The sequence below is a fragment of the Paraburkholderia sp. BL17N1 genome, assembly GCF_003634175.1.
In the GTDB taxonomy this organism is placed as follows: Bacteria; Pseudomonadota; Gammaproteobacteria; order Burkholderiales; family Burkholderiaceae; genus Paraburkholderia.
This window is the reverse complement of sequence record NZ_RBIW01000002.1, coordinates 3,206,835-3,225,902: the sequence shown is the minus strand read 5'-3', so window position 1 is coordinate 3,225,902 and position 19,068 is coordinate 3,206,835. Positions and strand designations below refer to the sequence as shown.

Genomic DNA, 19,068 nt, shown 5'->3' with positions numbered 1-19,068 from the left:
ATGAACGTGACCGCTTTGGCGCGCCTGCTCGCTTCGGCCACGCTGCTTGCGCTGGGCGGGTGCCTGCTCGGCCCCAATTACGTGCGGCCCACGGTGGAGGTGCCGGCAACGTATCGCTTTGCGCAGGGCGAGGCCGCCGAGATTGCCAACACGACGTGGTGGGAGCAGTTTCAGGACCCGGTGCTCGACCAGTTGATCGCAACCGCGTTGCTGGAGAACCGCGATGTCAAGATCGCGGCCGCGCGGGTCGACGAGTTTCAGGCGCAGTTCGTGACGACGCGCTCCGCGCTGTTTCCCCAGGTTGTCGCGGGTGCGGATGCATCTCGCCAACGCTCGTCTCAGGCGAGCGGAATACCGATACCGAACGGCGTCAGCCCGATCTACAACCAGTTCGACGCGACCGTGTCGGTGGCATGGGAAATCGATCTTTTCGGCAAGGTTCGCCGCCAGACCGAGGCTGCCCGCGCTAACCTTTTGGCCAGCGAGGAAGGCCGCCGGGCCACCATTCTGACGCTGGTCAGCTCCGTTTCATCCGCCTACATTAACTTGCGCAGTCTTGATCGGCAGCTTGAGATCGCGAAGTCGACCGTGGAAAGCCGCGACGAATCGGTCCGGGTTTTCACGTTGCGCTTCAGGGGCGGCGAGGTGTCGCAAATGGAGCTGGCGCAAAGCCAGTCGGAATACGAGGCAGCAAAGGCCACCATCCCGCAGCTCGAAGCGCAGATCGGCCAGCAGGAAAATGCGTTGTCCGTGCTGATCGGCAAAAACCCGGGCGCCATTCTGCGCGGCCGCGACCTGTCGACGTTGGGCTCGCCGCAGATTCCGAACGAGCTGCCTTCGGACTTGCTGGAACGCCGTCCGGATCTGCTGCAGGCCGAGCAGGCCCTGGTGTCGGAAAACGCGCTGATCGGCGCGGCCAAGGCGCTTTACTTTCCGTCCATCTCGCTGACCGGGTTGTTTGGTACGGTCAGCACGCAGTTTTCAAACCTTTTCACCGGCCCGGCGCGGGTATGGTCTTTTGCCGGCAGCGTGACGCAGCCTATCTTCACGGCGGGCAATATCTCCGGGCAGGTGCGGCAGGCCGAGGCGCGTCAGCAGGAAGCGCTGTTCGCTTATGAGAAAGCGATTCAGGTGGCATTCCAGGAGGTCGAAGACGCGCTCATCTCCGTGCAGAAGACTCGCGAGCAGCTGGCCGTGCTGGCCAACCAGGTCGAGGCGCTGCACACCTACGCGCGGCTCGCGCGTCTGCGTTACGAAGGCGGTTACACGAGCTACATCGAAGTGCTCGACGCCGAGCGAAGCCTCTTCAACGCACAACTGAGCTATACGCAGACGCAGGGAGCCGAGCTGACGTCATTCGTCAACCTCTACAAGGCGATGGGCGGCGGCTGGGTTCTCGCCGCTGAGAAACTGTCCGTTCCACCGGCCGCACCGGCCGCACCGGGCGCGCCGTCGCCGGACACCACACCCGCCGCGCCTGTCGCGCGTGGCACGGCGCCGACGGGCGACCCAGCGGTCGCGCTGGAGGCGAGATGACACGCCCGGAAATCATTGCTTGCGAAGAGTGCGACATGCTCCAGCTTGCCGCGCCTCTGCCGCCCGGCGGCTCGTGGCGTTGCCGTCGTTGTCGCGCGGAGCTCGGCAGGGAACGTACGAACGGGCCCGAACGTGCTCTCGCCTTTACCCTCGCGTCCGCCGTGCTGCTTGTCATCTCCAACGCTTTTCCTATCGTAGGTTTGTCGGTCAACGGCCATCTCGTCCAAACGACACTGGCCGGGTCGGTCCGCATGCTCTACATGCATGGCACCTGGCCGCTCGCGGCGCTGGTCTTCCTGACGACGATCCTGACACCGGTGCTGCAGACCCTGGCCATGCTGTGGCTGCTCGTGCCGCTGCGTCTGGGACGTGTGCCGTGGCACGCGGTCGAGGGCTTCCGGCTGTTTCAACTGGCGCGGCCGTGGGGCATGACCGAGGTTCTGATCCTTGGTCTGCTGGTCGCGCTCGTCAAGCTGACGCACATCGCGAAGGTCGTGCCAGGCACAGCGTTGTGGTCGTTCATGGTACTGATGTTGTTGCTCGCCGCGGCGTCGGCGACGTTCGATCCGCGCGAGATATGGTCGCGCATCTGCGCCCTCAAAAATGCCGACGGCGCGTGGCGGCTGCCTCCCGTAGAGCAGCACCGCGCGGCGGTGACGGCCTCCGCATGCGGGCTCGTGCTGTGCGAAGAGTGCGGGCTACTGGTACGCGATCCGGCGCGATCGGGCGAGCAGGGCTGCCCGCGTTGCAGAGCGCGCTTGCATATGCGCAAGCCAGCGAGCATCTCGCGGACGTGGGCGTATCTGTCGGCGGCAATCGTGCTGTATATCCCCGCCAATGTGCTGCCCGTGATGAAAACGAGTTCGCTCTTCGGGGCGCAGAAAGACACGATCATGAGCGGCGTGGTCTATCTGTGGGTATCCGGTTCATGGCCGCTTGCCGTTCTCGTGTTCATCGCAAGCATCGTGGTGCCGATGCTCAAGATCCTTGGCCTTGCGTATCTGGCGGTCTCCACCCAGCTTCACTCGCAATGGCTTCCCGAGCAGCGCACCAGAATCTACCGCGCCATCGAACTGGTTGGGCGCTGGTCGATGCTCGATATTTATGTCATCACGATGCTCGTCGCGCTGGTGCAATTCCAGGCGCTGGCGACGATCGAGGCCGGTCCGGCATCGATAGCGTTCGGGGCGGTGGTCGTGTTGACACTGCTGGCGGCGATGGCTTTCGATCCGCGCCTCATCTGGGATGCAGCGGAGAGCGCTCATGTCAAGACCAAATGACGAGCCGGATCGTCCCGAACTCCCCCTGGCGGATTCCATTCCACGCTCGCGCTGGCGTATGCAACTGGTGTGGCTCGTGCCGATCGTGGCGGTGCTGATCGGCGGATGGCTGGCTACGAAAGCGATCCTGGAACGCGGCGAGAATATCACCATCAGTTTCAAGACCGGCGAGGGCCTTGAAGCCGGAAAGACAAAGGTCAAGTTCAAGGACGTCGATATCGGCGTGGTCGAGGCCGTCAATCTCTCGCCGGATCATAAGAGCGTGGTGGCGAAGGCGGAGGTGGCTCGCGACGTGGCGAGTCTGCTGGTCGAGAACACCCGGTTCTGGGTCGTGCGCCCGCGCATTTCAGGCGGCACGGTCTCGGGGCTCGGCACGCTGCTCTCCGGGTCGTACATCGACGTCGATGTGGGCAATGCCGCGAAAGCGCGGCGTGATTTCGTCGGGCTCGAAGAGCCCCCTGTGTTTGCGAGCGACGTGCCAGGGCGGGAGTTCATTTTGAAGGGTGCGGGTCTCGGCTCGCTGGACGTAGGCACGCCCATCTTTTTCCGCAGACTCCGGGTCGGCCAGATTGCTTCTTACAAACTGGACCCGGACGGCAAAGGCGTCACGGTGAAGGCGTTCGTCAATGCGCCTTACGACCAGTTCGTGAAGACCGATACGCGCTTCTGGCACGCAAGCGGGGTAGACATGGCGTTCGATACGAACGGTCTGCGGGTCGAAACCCAGTCGATCGTTTCCATCATCATCGGCGGCGTGGCGTTCGAGTCACCGCCGGAGTCGCAGGAAGTGACCAGCGCCGCCGCCAACACGGGATTCGAACTTTACGCAACGCGCGCCGACGCGATGAAACAGCACGATCGGATCGTCGATAAATACGTCGTCAATTTCATCGATTCGGTGCGCGGCCTGACGGTTGGCGCGCCGGTCGATTTTCGCGGTGTAGTGATCGGCGAGGTGACGGCGATCTATACACGCTTCGAGCCGGCACAAAACCGTTTCAGCATTCCCGTCGAGGTAGCGATCTATCCAGAGCGCTTTACGTCACGCTATCAGAACGGGCGTGACGGAGGGCGTCTAAGCGACAACCCACGTGGACTAGCCGACTATCTGATTGAACATGGATTCCGCTTCCAGCTCAAGAGCGGCAATCCGTTGACGGGTCAGCTTTACGTCGCGTTGGACTATTACCCGGATGCGCCCAAGGCGAAGATTGACTGGAGCAAGTCGCCGCCGGAATTGCCTGCCATACCGCGCACGCTTCAGTCGCTGCAAGACTCGGTTACACGCTTGCTGACCAAGCTCAACAATATTCCGTTCGAGGCGATCGGCAACGATGCGCGTACGACGCTACGCACGACCAACTCGATGATCTCCCAGCTCAATAACGAGGTCGTCCCGAAGGCGCGTGACACGTTCACGTCGGCGCAAACCGCGCTCGATTCCGCGAATACCGCGCTGCAACCGGATTCGTCGCTGCAGCAATCCACGGAACAGGCGATGCACGAAATGACCCGGACGGCAGCCACGCTGCGTACGCTGGCCGACTATCTGTCCCGGCATCCGGAAGCGCTCGTGCGCGGCAAGTCTGAGGACAAGCCATGAGGTACGCCACGACATGTCTGATTCTCGCGCTTGTCGCCGGCTGGTTCGGCGGATGTAAATCGCCATCGGCCAGTTTTTACACGCTGAGCCCCGACCGCTCTCTCGCCAACTCCGGCACAACGCGCTCGATCGCTGCCGTGATCGGGCCCGTTACGATACCGGACCTCGTGGATCGGCCGCAAATCGTGACCCGGGTCGGAGACAACGAGGTCGAGATCAACGAATTCGCCCGTTGGGCGCAACCGTTGAGCGGCGACATCGGCGGTGTGATTGCCGCCAACCTTGCCGTGCTGCTGAACTCACCGCAGATTTCGGTGTTCGATCTGACGCGCGAGCCGCCTGGCGTATGGCGTGTGCGTATCGACGTGATGCGCTTCGAGTCCACACCGGGGCGGGAGGTCACCGTCGACGTGCTATGGGCCGTGCGCCCGCCGGGTAATGGCCGTCCCGTCAGGGGCCGCTCTGTTGCGCGCGAGGCGGTCTCCGGTCCGGGCTTCGATGCGCTCGTTGCCGCGCACGATCGCGCGCTGGCGTCGGTAAGCCGCGATATCGCGGCGGCGGTGCAGGGGAGTCCGGCTCAGTGACGCGGCGTGCGGATCGTGCATCGACATCGTGGTGCAACGCCGCGCGCACGGTAACGATCGAGGAGCAAATATCATGGCTGAACTGATGCTGGGCAACGTGGAAGAAAGCGTCTCCGATGAGGAAATCGGGGCGTTCCTTATCCGGTATGGCTTCCCTCAATTCAGTACGATCCGCCGTATCCCGGGCGCGGGCTCGCGGCCCGCGGCGCTCGTGATTTTCGACGACGTGACGGCGGACGGGTTGCGCATGTTGCAGCCGCGCGTCCACAACCTGTTCTGGAAGGGCCGCACGATCACCGCGTTGCTTCTTCCGGAGCGCGATGAATCGTAGAACGCCCGGAGCCGCGTATGGGTCTGCTGTCGTGGTGGTCGTCGAGACGCCGCGCGTTGGCGACAGGGGACGGGGGCCGGTCGCTGTTGGCGAGCGAGGCATCGTGCAGCTTTACGGAGGGGGCGCGACTGCAGGCGCTACTCGACGAGAACGATCGGGCTTTGTCCAATCTGGGCCTGAAAACAGAGGCGCTGGAGCGCGGCTGCAGATGGTCTGCAAGGTACTCGCGTTGCCACTCGCGTTGCCTGATGCCCATGTTTGACGCAAGGCGGTCGGGTGGTCTCGCCTCAATCGGTCCGGCGGGGGGCGAGGTGGCCCTGACCGTCCTGATTGCCTTGTGCTACCAGCTTATCCGGCTGGTCTATCCACGCGCGGAGCAGATGGTAAGTGACGGCAAGGATAACCGGGCCGATGAAGAGGCCCACTGCTCCTATTGCGATCAGACCGCCTAGTACGCCTGAGAGGATGAGCACCATCGGCAGCGCAACCGCGCGACGGATGAGTATCGGCCGCAAAATGTTATCGAGCGCCGAGACGGCGATGGTCCAGACGAGCAGCACGCTGGCCGTCAACTGCGCGTCATGCATGAATAGCCAGATCACGCAACCAAGCATGGGCAGCAATGGACCCAATTGTATGAGGCACATGACAAGCATCAATGCGCTGAGCACACCGGCGAACGGAATGCCCGCGAGCCAGACCCCGACAGCGCCGAGCGAAGCCTGCACCAGCGCCGTGACCACGACGCCGAGTGCGATCGCGCGGATCGACTGACCTGTGAGGTGGATAATGTTCGCGCCGTTCCCGGGCGCCACTCGCAAAGCCAAGGCGGTCACGAGGGCGACGGCAGCCTCGCCCTGGCCATAGAGCAAGCCGCACACGATAAGCATCAGGATCAGATGCACGGCAAACGAGCCGACGAGACCCATCTGCAGCAGAAGCCATTTCGCGACGACGGCGGCGTAGGGTTCCACCTTCGCGAGGATGCCCCCCGGACCCGCGTCGGACAGTTTTTGCCACTCATCCGTTACACGATCCATTAGCGGGACACTGCTGAGCCAATGAGGGGGCGACGGAAGTGCGTAGCCAGGCAGGCCCTCCACGAAGTTCATGATGTCGGCCGTATGGCCGGCAAGCGTGGACACCGCGGCGTAGGTGGGGATGCATATCACCACGATTTCCAGCAACAGCATGACGGTGACGGCGAGTCCGCGCCGTCCTCCGAGCCACGGCTGGATTCTGAGCATGAGCGGCCATGTCGTGACGACAATCGTGGTGCCCCAGATCAACGCGGGCACGAACGGATGCACGATATAGAGGCTGCCGCCAATGAGCAGCAGAAGCGTCCCGACAGCCAGCACGATTCGGGCTAGATCTACTTGGGGCCGAATTACCTGGCGCTGCGGCTCGGGAGAGGATTGGGCCAAATCATCCATTGTCTGTTCGGCTCCGGTTCAACTGTGCAATCAACCCTGCGTGGCTACCTGGCTACCTGGCTTGAGGTTCGACGGAAATTGCCACGGCTTCGTTGTAGAGCACTTCCAGGCGGTCCCCCTTTTTGATCAGCTTGAGCTGGTCGGGATCCTGTACGACAAGGTCCACCGAATTGCCTTGCGGGCCTTTCAACGTGATCGCGCCGGTCTGGTGGTTGACGGCGGTCACGCTGGCCATGACCGTTATCTCCCTGCTTGCCGAGCCGCCGGGTTTGGCGCCCATCGGCGCTCGCTCCAAGGTCTGGCTCTCGTTGACGGCCAGGGGTGCGCCGCCCTTTTTGAGCGTGACGGTAACGGCCTGCGAATACTCCGCCGTGACGACGTCGCCGATCTTGAGCTGGTCGAAGTTGCGTGCTTCTTCACTCACCACGACTTGCACGACCTTGCCTTTGGCGTCCTTGAGCCACACCGTTCGGGTGGCCGGCTCGATACCCACCACAGTCGAGCTCGTCTTCACTGTGCCCTTCATGGATACTTTGCCGGGCGCGCTGTTGACCGCCACTTGCGGCTCTGTCTGGGCGGAAGCCATAGTAGCGAAAGACACGAACGCCGCTGCGACGATGAGTCTGCTGTTTCTCATGCTGCTCTCCTTGAACGCCTGCGCGCACGTCGACTTAGGCCCGAATGGCCGCCGGTCTTTCATGACAGGGCGGATTACCCGGCTTACACGCTAAAGTTCATTTGATGGAGTAGCCACGACCTTCCATACACGCGGCATAGGCGCGATTGAATGTGTCCATCGAACCCTGTGTCTGGGACTGTGTCGATGCCGCGGCCGCGCGCCGGTTCTGCCGCGCACGCGATCCACCGACCATCGTGCCGGTTGCGGCTCCGATCGCCGCCCCTTTGCCCGCATCACCCGCTATGGCTCCGATGACCGCGCCTCCGGCAGCCCCGCGTGCGGCGCCCTGAACGCGTTCGCCGCCGCCCACTGCCGGTCCGGAGGGCGGAGGCGGGGCGTTGGCCATCGCCGCCGGATCCACGCCGGTGTTGTTCTTGGCCCACGAATAACATGCACCGTCATCCTGCTGTTGCGTTTGCGCGCTTTGCCCTTTCGCGGGATAGGCAATGGGCTTCGATTGCGCCATACCATCGCATGACATCGAACCCGCTAAAGCGGCGAGAAGAATGTACTTTCTCAACGTGATCACGGCGACTCCTTGCGTAAGTCCACATCCAAGCGGACCGCCGGCTGCCTTTTTGGACGAGCGTGAAATCGAAGCTGGCGCGGATGTTGGGTCCTGTCAGTATCGAGCGCTCGGCGAGGTGTCGGCAGAAATGGCATCTTCGCTCTCATCATTGCGTCCCGGGCATGCAGTGCGCAATCGGACCAAGGTCGTATTTGCAACAGGGCACCCGTCGGGTCCAAACTGTTTGCAGGGCACGTGTGTCTCGTTTCCATTGCTTCGGATAACTGTCTTTTAAAGGTCGTTTAAAGGCCGCAAGCCTGCTTGAGTGTGAAGAGTGAGGGGAAGCAACAATGGACCGCGTTATGCGTGCTTTTGAACGGATCATCCCGTTTGAGTGGGCGCCCGACAGGTGGCCGCGAGCGATCGTCGTGCAGGAACTCAAGTTGCCCCGGATCTCGATCCATGCGGTTATCGTCGCAATGCTGGCGCTCTACGTCATGTCGTCCGCGACGGTCTCAATTGCGCAGGCCCCCGCGGCTGACGTCGGCGCGGCCGCCGTTCCCGCTGCGACGCTCGACAAACTTGTCGGACCCATTGCGTTATATCCAGACGATCTCGTCGCCATCATTCTTCCCGCCGCGACTTATCCGGTCGAGATCGTGCAGGCGGATCGCTTCCTCGATCAGCGCAAAAGTGACAAGTCGCTCAAACTCAACGAGAACTGGCACGATCCCGTGAAGGCCTTGCTGAATTACCCCGAGGTCGTCAAAAGAATGAGTACGGATCTCGACTGGACGATCAGCATTGGCGAAGCCGTCGTCGCCGATCAGGGCGCGGTACTGGAGGCGGTGCAGCGCTTCCGGCGTCAAACGCAGGCGGCGGGTCAGCTCAAAACCGACGACAAGCAGGTCGTGGTGGTCGAGAAGGAGGTGATCAAGATCGTCCCGGCCGACCCGCAGGTGATTTACGTGCCGCAATACAACCCGACCACCGTCGTGGTAGCCGGCGCGCCTCCGAGCTATGCCTACCTGCCTGCACCTTATCCGGCCTACTACTATCCGTACGCTCCGGGTGCGGCGCTCGCGACGGGGCTGATATGGGGAGCGGCGATTGGCGCGGCCTGGAATGGCGGACACTACGAGGCTCATTACGGAGGCGGCGGCAATAACAATATCAACATCAACCGGGAGAGGAACGTCGAGCGAGGCGATCGGGAAAGGAATGTCGAGCGAGGCAATATCAACACGGGCGATGTCAACCGCACGCGAGGCCAGGGAGGGCAATCGTCCGCATGGCGATCCGAGAAGAAGCCAGGCCAGGTGAGCGGCACGACAGGCCGCGCCGCCGGCATGCAACGGGTCGGCGATGCACCGGCCCGCGGCGCCGCGGGAGGTGGTAATGCGGCGTCAGGAGGACGGCAGCAAGCGGCTCAACGCCCGGCTACGCCGGCCGCGAGAGACCAGGGTGCTCAGCGCCCCGCTTCGGCAGGCACGCGGGACCACGGCGCGGGGGCCTCGCAAAGGGGCGGGGGCGATGCGTTTAGCGGCTACGGATCGGCGCGCGACGCACAGGCGAATAGTTCAAGGGGCGCGGCGAGTCGTCAGTCGTTCTCAGACTCCCACAGCCGGGCTTCTGGCCATTCCGGCGGTGGATTTTCATCGGGAGGCGGGCGCGGCGGTGGCGGTGGCGGTGGGTTCCAACGTGGCGGTGGCGGCGGCCGCGGTGGTGGACGGCGATAGGGGATGACGATGACTGACCCGATCAGGACCGGCACGAACCGGCGCGCGGAATGGCGGCCCCGCCTGGCAATATGGTGCGGGTTATACGCGATGGTTCTCGCATTGCTGATTCCGCTTGGTGCCTTTGCCGCGGAGCAGCGCACGTTCGCGACGCCGGAGCAGGCGGTCACCGCTTTGTCCGAGGCGCTGAAGGCCCGCGATGAAGCGACGCTGGTCGCCATTTTTGGCGAGGCGCACAAGCGCCTGGTGGTGTCGCCGGATCAGGCGGAGAACGAAGCGAATTGGGCCAAGGCGAGCGCGGAACTGGATGCCTTCCATGTCCTCGATGAAGCCGGACCGGATCGGCGGATTCTACTGGTCGGCGACGAGGCCTGGCCGATGCCGATTCCCATCGTGAAGGAGAAGGGTAGCTGGCGGTTTGCCACGGAACTCGGCGAGGAAGAAATCCTGAATCGGCGTATCGGCGCAAACGAACGTGAGGCAATCCACGTGCTGCGCGCCTATGTCGACGCACAGCGGGAATATGCGTCACGTGATCGAAACAATGACGGCCTGCTGGAATACGCGCAAAAGCTTGCCAGCACGCCCGGCAGGCAGGACGGCCTTTACTGGCGGACAGACGAGAGCAGCGGTGAGGAAGCCAGTCCATTCGGACCGCTGATCGCCACCAGCTCAGCGTATCTGAAGGGCCACCAGGCGGGTGACGCTTATCGGGGATATCACTTCCGCATCTTGACGCGGCAAGGCAAGAACGCGGCGGGCGGCGCCTTCAGCTACATCATCAACGGGCACATGCTCGCCGGCTTTGCGATGGTCGCCTATCCGGCCGAATATGGCACGACCGGTGTGATGACTTTCGTGGTCAACAACAACGGGGTGATTTACCAGAAGGATCGTGGCGCGAACGCGCCGCCCGTCACGGTGTTCGATCCGGACCAAACATGGCAGCGCGTCAACGATCCCTATTGAGGCGGTCGCCGCGTTTTATGCCCGGCTCTCGTGGCTCGCCGGCGGCTGCGACGGTAGACAGTACGGCAGCGCGGCTACGCAGGCATCTAGGACCAAGGTCCGATGTGGACCGCGCAGACTACCGACTATGCTTGAGGAGCAGCACGGCCCGGCCCGGGGGCATCGCGCACCCTATCGTGGAACGGCGTGCGGCCGTGCTCCTGTCGAGTTTGCTTCCGTCTGCGAGGCGCTACGTTGACCAACGAATCCAGCGTCACCGAGCCGGTGACGGATCAGATGCCCGCGCGCGGATGGCGCAACGTGTTTCCGCCCGCGCAATGGCTCGGAGCCTATCAGCCTCGATGGCTCGTCAAGGACGCGGTAGCCGGAGTCACGCTCGCGGCCTACGGGATCCCGGTTTCGCTCGCGTATGCGCTGCTGGCCGGCTTACCCGCGCAATACGGCATCTACGGTTATCTCGTCGGGGGACTCTTCTACGCACTGTTCGGCTCGTCGCGCCAACTCGCGATCGGTCCGACTTCGGCGATCTCGATGCTGGTCGGCGTGACCGTCGCGGCGATGGCCAATGGCGATCCGGCGCGCTGGGCTTCGATCGCGGCGCTCACGGCCTTGGTGATCGCCGGCATGTGTCTGGTGGCCTGGCTGCTACGCTTGAGTTCATTGGTCAATTTCATCAGCGAGACGATCCTGCTCGGCTTCAAGGCGGGCGCGGCGTTGACTATCGCGATGACCCAACTGCCTAAACTCTTCGGGGTCAAGGGCGGCGGAGAGTCGTTCTTCGAGCGGATTGCCGTGCTCGGCGGGCAGCTAGGGCAGACCAATCTCGTCGTGCTCGGATTTGGTCTGGTCTGCATTGCGTTGCTGCTGCTCGGCGAAAAATATCTGCCGGGGCGTCCGGTTGCTCTCTTCGTCGTGATTGCGTCGATTGTCGTCTTGTCCATTACGCCGCTGGCCGGTTCCGGATTCAAGCTGGTGGGCGCCCTGCCTCAGGGCTTGCCCGAATTCCGCCTGCCAGGGTTGCGGATACGCGATGTCGATGGCGTCATTCCACTCGCTTTTGCGTGCCTGTTGCTGGCGTACGTCGAAAGTGTTTCGGCGGCGCGCGCGCTCGCGCAGGCCCACGGTTACGAGATCGACGCGCGCCAGGAATTGCTCGCTCTGGGAGCCGCGAATCTGGCTGCCGGATTATTCCAGGCGTATCCGGTCGCAGGCGGACTTTCTCAATCGTCGGTGAATGACAAGGCGGGTGCGAAGACTCCGCTTGCGCTCGTATTCGCGTCGATTGCCATCGGGCTCTGTCTCATGTTCCTGACAGGTTTGCTCGCCAACTTGCCCAATGTCGTGCTGGCGGCCATTGTACTGGTGGCCGTGAAGGGGTTGGTCGATATCGGCGAGCTACGCCATCTCTGGCGCGTCAGCCATTTTGAATTCGCCATCTCCATGGTCGCGTTCGCGGCGGTGCTGATGCTGGGAATTCTGAATGGCGTGATCGTCGCGGTCATTGTCTCCATGCTCCTGATCATCCGGCGTGCCGCGCATCCTCATGTGGCGGTGCTAGGGCGTATTCCTGGCACGCGCATTTTCTCGGACATCGAACGGCACGCCGAGAACGAGGAGATTGCGCATGTGTTGACCGTGCGCGTCGAGGCATCGCTGCTTTACTTCAATGTCGAGCACGTGCGCGAGACCGTCTGGCGGAGAATCCGCGCCGCTTCCGAGCCAGTCGAACTGGTGATCTGTGACCTGTCCGCTTCGCCGGTTGTCGACCTCGCGGGCGCGCGGATGCTGAAGGCGTTGCACGACGCGCTGCTGGCCGCCGGCACGGCGATGAAAGTGGTTGCCGCACACGCGGAGGTGCGCGACATGCTTCGTGCCGAGGGACTCGAAGATCGTTTTGGCCACATCGGCCGGCGCGGCTCGGTGGCTGACCTCGTCGACGAGTTTCAGTCGCAGGAGAATATTGCCGATGGCCCAGGTGTGGCACCACAGGCCGCTACGTGATATGTGGCCGTACCACTATCAACGGAGATGATCCATGCAAGCGCATTCCCCCATGACCGTCCATTTGTTCGCGCGCCGGCTCGCCGGCGCCGCGTTGCTGGCCGGCGCGACTTTTAGCCATGCCGCGAATCTGAATTTCCTGAAAGACACGCCGGTGAGCTACATGAAGGAAGCTGACCGTAAAGCGCTCAACGATGCAGCCCAGGTGGCGCTCGAAACCAAGAAAGATGGCGAATCGATGGAATGGAACAACTCGGGCACCGGCAACTCCGTTTCGATCAAGGGCACGGTGACTCCGCGCGATACCTCGAAGGAGGGCGACAGAACTTGCCGCACCACGACGCTTGTCGCGATTGCGAAAGGCCAGACGCAAAGCTGGACGCCGACTGTCTGCAAACAGGGCAGCGGCCCCTGGAAGATCCTCAGGCAATGAGCGGAGCGTCGCAACGGGCGACGCCGACCCGGGAAAATTCTTTCTGGAGAGTGCAAATTAGCAAACGGGAAAAGCAGGATACCGGGAAGGCGGCGGGGGGCGCGGTTGAGCGCGGCGAACCTGGCGATGCTGCCAGCCAATCGCGGCGGGTTTGGCAGCAGCGATTGCGCCGCCCATCAGCGGGGTTCGCCTCGCTTTCTCGACCGGTGGTTTGCCAAGGGGTTTAGTGCTATGACGAATGTCGCCACGCCAATGATGAGTGCCAGGACGCCATAGCGGAATTCTTGTGGCACTTCATAGAGCAGACCCCGGATCGTCGCATAGAGTCCCCCGATCCAGATAAAAACCCCAACCGCCGCGCAGCCGATTCTAAATTCAGAGCGTTTCATTAACGTCCCCCGGCACTCGCGCGAAGTTGAATTTCAGTTTAGGACATCAGATGCCGCTGCGGGAGCGAGGAATCACCTTTTAGGTCTGGATAACCGGGGGTCGGTTCGTCGGACCAAGGTCGTATTGCCTGTTGTCGGGAGAAGGGCCATTGTGGTGAGCCGTATCGATCGGCAAACCACAGATTGGCGTTGCGATGGCATGACGCTACAACGTTGGCCATTATGTGGAGGGTCATGCCATGATGGACGCAAAGAATCAGATCTCCCGGAGTCAGGAGATCGCCGCGAAGGTTGCGCGTCTTTATCAGAAGCGCTCGCAAATCGCGCAGCAGGGTTTCAGCCAACGCGTACATGATGCCGCGACCCGTCTCGGAGCCGACCGCGGCACCGGGTCGCCAGGCAACGCATGGGCTGCCGCGCTCGACCCTTGGGCTGGCTACCGCCATGCCGTCGACGTGATGCAGCGCACGGTACTCTTTTGGGACACGCTGCGCCAGCGCGGAAATAGTTTTGTCGATCAGACGTCTCGCGGATTGCAGCCGGTGCTGCATTTTGCTTACGAGATCGTGCTCGACGCCCGCCTGTTCGCGCGTCCTGTCAACTATGCGTTGCTACGTATCCTGCCGCCCGAAGGCGTGTCGATCGACATGCGCAAACGCCCTTATGTGATCATCGATCCGCGCGCGGGTCATGGCCCGGGCATCGGCGGTTTCAAGGACGATTCACAGGCGGGGGTGGCGCTGAAGGCCGGGCATCCGGTGTATTTCGTCATCTTTTTCCGCGACCCGGAACCCGGCCAGACAATGCTCGATGTTTGCGCGGCGGAGCAACAGTTCGTCCGGAAAGTGTGCGAGTTGCATCCCGACAGCGCTAAGCCCGCGATCGTCGGCAATTGCCAGGGCGGCTGGGCCGCAATGATGGTGGCGAGTTCCGACCCGGACCATACGGGGCCGCTCGTCATCAACGGCGCGCCGATGTCTTACTGGAGCGGCGCGTGGAGCGAAGGGGAGGGCGACAACCCCATGCGTTATTCTGGCGGCATGCTGGGAGGCACCTGGCTCGCGTCACTCACCGCGGATCTCGGCAACGGCAAGTTCGACGGTGCCCATCTGGTTCAGAACTTCGAGAACCTCAATCCCGCCAATAGCTTGTGGGACAAGTATTACCACCTCTTTGATAACGTCGATACGGAGCCGCCGCGTTTCCTTGACTTCGAACGCTGGTGGGGTGGGTACTATTTAATGAACCGTGAAGAGATTCAGTGGATTACGCAAAATCTGTTCATCGGCAACAAACTGTGGTCCGGGGAAGTCAGAGGCGTGGGTGGCGGCGCATTCGATCTACGCGACATCAAGTCGCCAATCATTCTGTTCGCCTCGCTCGGCGATAACATCACGCCACCGCAACAGGCGTTCAACTGGGTCGCCGACATCTACGGCAGCACGGAAGAAATCAAGGCGCGCGGCCAGGTGATTGTCGGGCTCATGCACAAGAGCATCGGCCACCTCGGCATCTTCGTGTCAGGCAAGGTGGCGAAAAAAGAGCATACGCAGATCACGTCGGTGCTGGAGACGATTGAGACGTTTCCACCGGGACTGTATGGCATGGAGATCACCGAACGCGAAGGAGCGAACGGCGCGACTGAATACGACGTGGAACTGCGTGAACATCGGCTTGAAGAAGTCAGCGCGCGGTTCAACCGGTTCGAGCGAGTGGACGAGCAGCCATTCGAGGCCGTGAAGCGGGTCTCGGAGTTGAATCAGCGCGCGTACGAGTTCTTCGTTCAGCCCTTTGTGCAGGCCATGTCGAACGAGACGACGGCCACTTTGCTACGGCAGTTTCATCCGCTGCGCGCGCAGCGTTGGGCATTCTCGGACATGAACCCGTGGCTCGCCTGGCTTGGACCGGCCGCCGAAGCGGTCAGCGCGACACGCAAAACGGACGCACAGGCTGACATGCCGCTGCGGCAGTTCGAACGATATGGCGCCGACATGATCAGCGCATCGCTCGACTACTATCGCGCGATGCGTGACGCCGCGACCGAAAGTGCATTCTTCTCGCTCTACGGCAACATGTTTTCCGCGTATGAAGGCGGCGAGCGGAACGATGCGCTTGAAAAATCCGCTCGAGCCGAGGCGAATCCGCGAGAACTGCCGTTCGTTAAGGATGCGCTTTCGTCGATGACCGAGGGCGGCTACAGCGAAGCCGTTGCGCGGGTGGCCTGTCTGCTGGCGCGGCGAGGCGAAGCACTTCCGCTTGCGCGGCTGGTGTTGCGCCAGCAACTCGCCGAGGATTACGCGGAGTACCTGCCGCAACTTCCGCCGGATCAGTGGCGGCGCATTCGCGGCGAGCAGGAAATCATCGTGTCCTACGAGCCGGATCAGGCGCTTGCGACGCTTCCCGTCCTGCTCGGCGACCGCGAAGATCGCAGCAAACTGCTCGGGCTGATCGCCAAGCTGCTTGCCGATAGCCGCGTGCAAGGCGCAGAGCCAACGCCCGCACAGTTGAGCATGCTAGAAGGCATTCAATCGATTCTACCTGTGAAGGCCCAGCGCGGGCCTCAAGCATCGGCATCCGCGCGTTAGGTCCTTGACAGCGATGCCAGCCAGCCGGGCCTCCGGCACGAAGGAGATCTCATGGACCGCGAGCATGACAAGTATCAACGGCTCATCGACTTTTGCCGTACGCAACAGCCAGTCATCACCGCAGTGGCGCACCCATGCGATCGAAGCTCGCTGGAAGGGGTGGTTCAGGCAGCGGAGCTTGGGCTGATCATACCGATTCTCGTTGGGCCGCAGCAGCGCATCCAGGCGATCGCCGCGCAAGAGAACCTGGACATCGCGGACTTCACCATCGTCGATGCACCGCACAGTCACGCCGCCGCTGCAAAGGCAGTCGAACTGGTGCGCGAAGGCAAAGCGGAGGCGCTGATGAAGGGCAGTCTGCACACGGACGAACTGATGGGTGCGGTCGTGAGCCGCGAGCGGGGGCTGCGCACGGCGCGCCGGGTAAGCCATTGTTTCGTGATGGACGTGCCTGGGCACGAGAACGCGCTGATCATCACGGACGCAGCCATCAACATCGCGCCCACACTTGCGGAGAAAGTCGACATTCTGCAGAACGCCATTGATCTTGGGCACGCGATGCAGATGCCTGAGGTGCGCGTGGCTATCCTGTCGGCGATCGAAACAGTGAGTCCGAAGGTGCCATCGACGATCGAGGCCGCGGCCTTGTGCAAGATGGTCGACCGCCATCAGATCACGGGCGCGCTCGTCGATGGCCCGCTTGCGCTCGACAATGCAATCGATCTCGAAGCGGCACGAACCAAGAAGATCGACTCGCCAGTAGCCGGCCGCGCGAACGTGCTTATGGTGCCCGATCTGGAAGCGGGCAACATGCTGGCAAAAAGTCTGTCTTTTCTTGCGGGCGCGGATGCCGCGGGCATCGTGCTCGGCGCGCGCGTGCCGATCATTCTGACGAGTCGCGCGGATTCGGTCAGGACGCGGCTAGCGTCTTGTGCGGTCGCGTCGATGGTGGCGCGGATGCGCAAGGAAGAAGCCAGACTCATGGGGTGAAGCGATGGCCGATGTCATTCTCGTACTCAATGCCGGCTCGTCCAGCATCAAATTCAGCGCCTTCGATGCCGAGTCGCAGGATCTGGCGCTGGTGCTGCGTGGCCAGATCGAAGGCCTTTTCTCTGCGCCCCGGTTCCTGGCGTTCGACCAGTCCGGCGAACAACTCGGCGTCAAAGAGTGGGGCGCTGCCGCACGGCTCGAACATGAAAGCGCGATTGCCTATATCGGTGAGTTCTTGCGCAGCCATCGCGGCGGCAATCGCCTTATCGCGGTGGGGCATCGCGTCGTGCATGGAGGCCGGCATTTCACGCAACCGGCGCTTGCCACCACCGAAGTACTCGACGAACTCGACAAGCTTGCACCACTGGCGCCGTTACATCAGGTCCACAATCTGAAGCCGATTCGCATCATCGCGACGCAGAATCCGGCGATGCCTCAGGTGGCCTGTTTCGATACCGCATTCCACGCAACCCAAGGGGAACTCGCTTACGCCTTCGCACTGCCCGAGTCGATTACGTCGCGAGGCGTGCGGCGCTATGGTTTCCACGGTCTTTCATACGAATACATCGCGAAAGCGTTGCCGCACATCTCACCGGAGGCCGCGAATGGGCGCACCGTGGTCGCGCATCTGGGCAACGGCGCGAGCATGTGCGCCATGTTGGGAGGCCGCAGCGTCGCGAGCACGATGGGCTTCACCGCTGTAGACGGACTGCCGATGGGCACGCGCTGCGGCAATCTCGATCCCGGCGTCATCCTGTATCTGTTCGACGAACTGGGCATGAACGCGCGCGAGGTGGAAGACCTGGTGTATCGCCGCTCGGGTCTATTGGGTGTGTCCGGTATATCGAGCGATATGCGCACTCTGCTCGCGAGCGACGACGCCCGCGCGCGTTTCGCGATCGAGCTGTACACGTACCGGATCGGGCGCGAACTCGGATCGCTCGTGGCCGCGCTCGATGGACTCGATGCACTGGTCTTCACGGCCGGCATCGGCGAGCGGTCGGCGGAAATCCGCCGGCGGGTCGCTGAAAAGGCGCGTTGGTGTGGCATCGAACTTGACGAGAACGCAAACGCTGCGGACGGTCCACGCATCAGTGCTGCTTCGAGCAAGGTCGGCGTATGGGTCATTCCCACCAACGAGGAACTGATGATCGCGCGGCACACCCGTAATCTGATTGGCGCTCACTGAACGAGCGTAAGAGTGTAAGGAGATCTTGTGATGAGTCTGGATCATCCACAGCCTGTTCTGCAAGGCGCGAAAGCGCTCGTGACGGGTATTGCGAACGAACACTCGATCGCTTATGGCTGCGCAAAGGCGTTTCGCGAACTGGGCGCCGAGCTGGCCATTACCTACGCCGATGAAAAGGCGAAGCCCCATGTCGAACCGCTTGCCACCGGTCTTAACGCGCCGATTTTCATGCCGCTCGATGCGTCGAGCCAGAAAGAGCTGGAAGCAGTATTCGGGCGGATCACGAGTGAATGGAATCAGCTGGACCTCATGGTGCATTCCATCGCGTGGGCGCCGAAGGCCGACCTTCAGGGAGGGCTGCTCAACAGTTCGTCTGAAGGGTTTGGCGCCGCGATGGATATCTCCTGCCATTCGTTCGTGCGCATGGCGCGGCTTGCCGCACCCTTGATGAAAAATGGAGGATCGATGTTCACCATGAGCTATCACGGTGCGAACAAGGTCGTCCCGAACTACAACCTGATGGGCCCCGTCAAGGCTGCGCTCGAAGCTTGCGCGCGCTATCTTGCCTATGAACTCGGACCGCAGGGTATCCGCGTACATGCGATCTCGCCGGGCCCGTTGAAGACGCGTGCGGCATCGGGCCTGAAGGACTTCGACCTTCTGCTGACAGAAGCGGCCGAGCGCGCACCGCTCGGCGAGCTGGTCGACATCATGGACGTTGGTTTCACCTGTGCCTTTCTCGCGACGCCGTATGCGCGACGTCTCTCGGGTGAGACGTTATATGTCGATGGAGGGGTCCACATCATGGCGTGATCC

17 protein-coding genes are annotated in these 19,068 nt (G+C 62.4%); 13 read left to right on the top strand and 4 right to left on the bottom strand.

The features are described from left to right. From B0G82_RS34385 to B0G82_RS34365, 5 genes are all read left to right on the top strand, one after another. The gene (locus tag B0G82_RS34385; RefSeq protein WP_121310493.1) at positions 1-1,536 is read left to right on the top strand and encodes an efflux transporter outer membrane subunit; all 1,536 of its coding nucleotides are present in this window, start codon (positions 1-3) and stop codon (positions 1,534-1,536) included. Beyond that, positions 1,533-2,816, top strand: a complete 1,284-nt coding sequence (locus B0G82_RS34380; RefSeq protein ID WP_121310492.1) for a paraquat-inducible protein A — start codon at positions 1,533-1,535, stop codon at positions 2,814-2,816. Before B0G82_RS34385 ends, B0G82_RS34380 begins: the two co-directional genes overlap by 4 nt. After that, positions 2,800-4,419, top strand: a complete 1,620-nt coding sequence (locus B0G82_RS34375; RefSeq protein WP_116144720.1) for an MlaD family protein — start codon at positions 2,800-2,802, stop codon at positions 4,417-4,419. Before B0G82_RS34380 ends, B0G82_RS34375 begins: the two co-directional genes overlap by 17 nt. Beyond that, on the top strand, positions 4,416-5,003 hold the full coding sequence (locus B0G82_RS34370; RefSeq protein WP_121310491.1) for a PqiC family protein: 588 nt from the start codon (positions 4,416-4,418) through the stop codon (positions 5,001-5,003). Before B0G82_RS34375 ends, B0G82_RS34370 begins: the two co-directional genes overlap by 4 nt. A gap of 73 nt (positions 5,004-5,076) precedes the next feature. Then, positions 5,077-5,334 (top strand): RNA-binding protein, encoded by a 258-nt coding sequence (locus B0G82_RS34365; protein ID WP_106277869.1) that lies wholly within the window; start codon positions 5,077-5,079, stop codon positions 5,332-5,334. Between the two features lie 287 nt (positions 5,335-5,621). On the opposite strand, the gene ydiK is transcribed toward B0G82_RS34365, so the two are convergent. From ydiK to B0G82_RS34350, 3 genes are all read right to left on the bottom strand, one after another. Then, positions 5,622-6,770, bottom strand: a complete 1,149-nt coding sequence (gene ydiK, locus B0G82_RS34360) for an AI-2E family transporter YdiK (RefSeq protein ID WP_121310490.1) — start codon at positions 6,768-6,770, stop codon at positions 5,622-5,624. Positions 6,771-6,822: 52 nt separating this feature from the next. Continuing rightward, positions 6,823-7,407, bottom strand: a complete 585-nt coding sequence (locus B0G82_RS34355; RefSeq protein ID WP_116123770.1) for a hypothetical protein — start codon at positions 7,405-7,407, stop codon at positions 6,823-6,825. Between the two features lie 97 nt (positions 7,408-7,504). Further along, complete coding sequence (locus B0G82_RS34350; protein WP_106278373.1) at positions 7,505-7,930, bottom strand: glycine zipper family protein; 426 nt, start codon at positions 7,928-7,930, stop codon at positions 7,505-7,507. A gap of 377 nt (positions 7,931-8,307) precedes the next feature. On the opposite strand from B0G82_RS34350, the gene B0G82_RS34345 reads away from it, so the two are divergent. The 4 genes from B0G82_RS34345 to B0G82_RS34330 all read left to right on the top strand — a co-directional run bounded on the left by B0G82_RS34345 (position 8,308) and on the right by B0G82_RS34330 (position 13,099). Beyond that, entirely contained in the window at positions 8,308-9,696 is a 1,389-nt protein-coding gene (locus B0G82_RS34345; RefSeq protein WP_121310489.1) for a DUF3300 domain-containing protein, read from the top strand. 9 nt (positions 9,697-9,705) lie between these two features. Then, the gene (locus B0G82_RS34340) at positions 9,706-10,665 is read left to right on the top strand and encodes a DUF2950 domain-containing protein (RefSeq protein ID WP_121311038.1); all 960 of its coding nucleotides are present in this window, start codon (positions 9,706-9,708) and stop codon (positions 10,663-10,665) included. Between the two features lie 276 nt (positions 10,666-10,941). After that, positions 10,942-12,666: a SulP family inorganic anion transporter gene (locus B0G82_RS34335; protein ID WP_116148837.1), complete on the top strand. Its 1,725-nt coding sequence runs from the start codon at positions 10,942-10,944 to the stop codon at positions 12,664-12,666. Between the two features lie 34 nt (positions 12,667-12,700). After that, positions 12,701-13,099 carry an RT0821/Lpp0805 family surface protein gene (locus B0G82_RS34330; RefSeq protein ID WP_116144712.1) on the top strand — a complete coding sequence of 133 codons (399 nt, stop codon included), beginning with the start codon at positions 12,701-12,703 and terminating at the stop codon, positions 13,097-13,099. 176 nt (positions 13,100-13,275) lie between these two features. Here the strand turns inward: B0G82_RS34330 and B0G82_RS34325 are convergent, their stop codons facing one another. Next, a complete protein-coding gene (locus B0G82_RS34325; RefSeq protein ID WP_121310488.1) occupies positions 13,276-13,488 on the bottom strand; it encodes a DUF2964 family protein in 213 nt (70 codons plus the stop codon). 242 nt (positions 13,489-13,730) lie between these two features. On the opposite strand from B0G82_RS34325, the gene B0G82_RS34320 reads away from it, so the two are divergent. Genes B0G82_RS34320 through fabI form a run of 4 tightly spaced genes read left to right on the top strand, consistent with a single transcriptional unit; the run spans position 13,731 to position 19,065 of the window. Next, a complete protein-coding gene (locus tag B0G82_RS34320) occupies positions 13,731-16,073 on the top strand; it encodes a DUF3141 domain-containing protein (protein ID WP_121311036.1) in 2,343 nt (780 codons plus the stop codon). Between the two features lie 51 nt (positions 16,074-16,124). After that, complete coding sequence (locus B0G82_RS34315; RefSeq protein ID WP_121310487.1) at positions 16,125-17,063, top strand: phosphate acetyltransferase; 939 nt, start codon at positions 16,125-16,127, stop codon at positions 17,061-17,063. 4 nt (positions 17,064-17,067) lie between these two features. Beyond that, positions 17,068-18,252 carry an acetate/propionate family kinase gene (locus B0G82_RS34310; protein ID WP_121310486.1) on the top strand — a complete coding sequence of 395 codons (1,185 nt, stop codon included), beginning with the start codon at positions 17,068-17,070 and terminating at the stop codon, positions 18,250-18,252. A 30-nt stretch (positions 18,253-18,282) separates the two neighbouring features. Continuing rightward, positions 18,283-19,065 (top strand): enoyl-ACP reductase FabI, encoded by a 783-nt coding sequence (gene fabI / locus B0G82_RS34305; RefSeq protein ID WP_121310485.1) that lies wholly within the window; start codon positions 18,283-18,285, stop codon positions 19,063-19,065. Positions 19,066-19,068 lie beyond the last annotated feature (3 nt).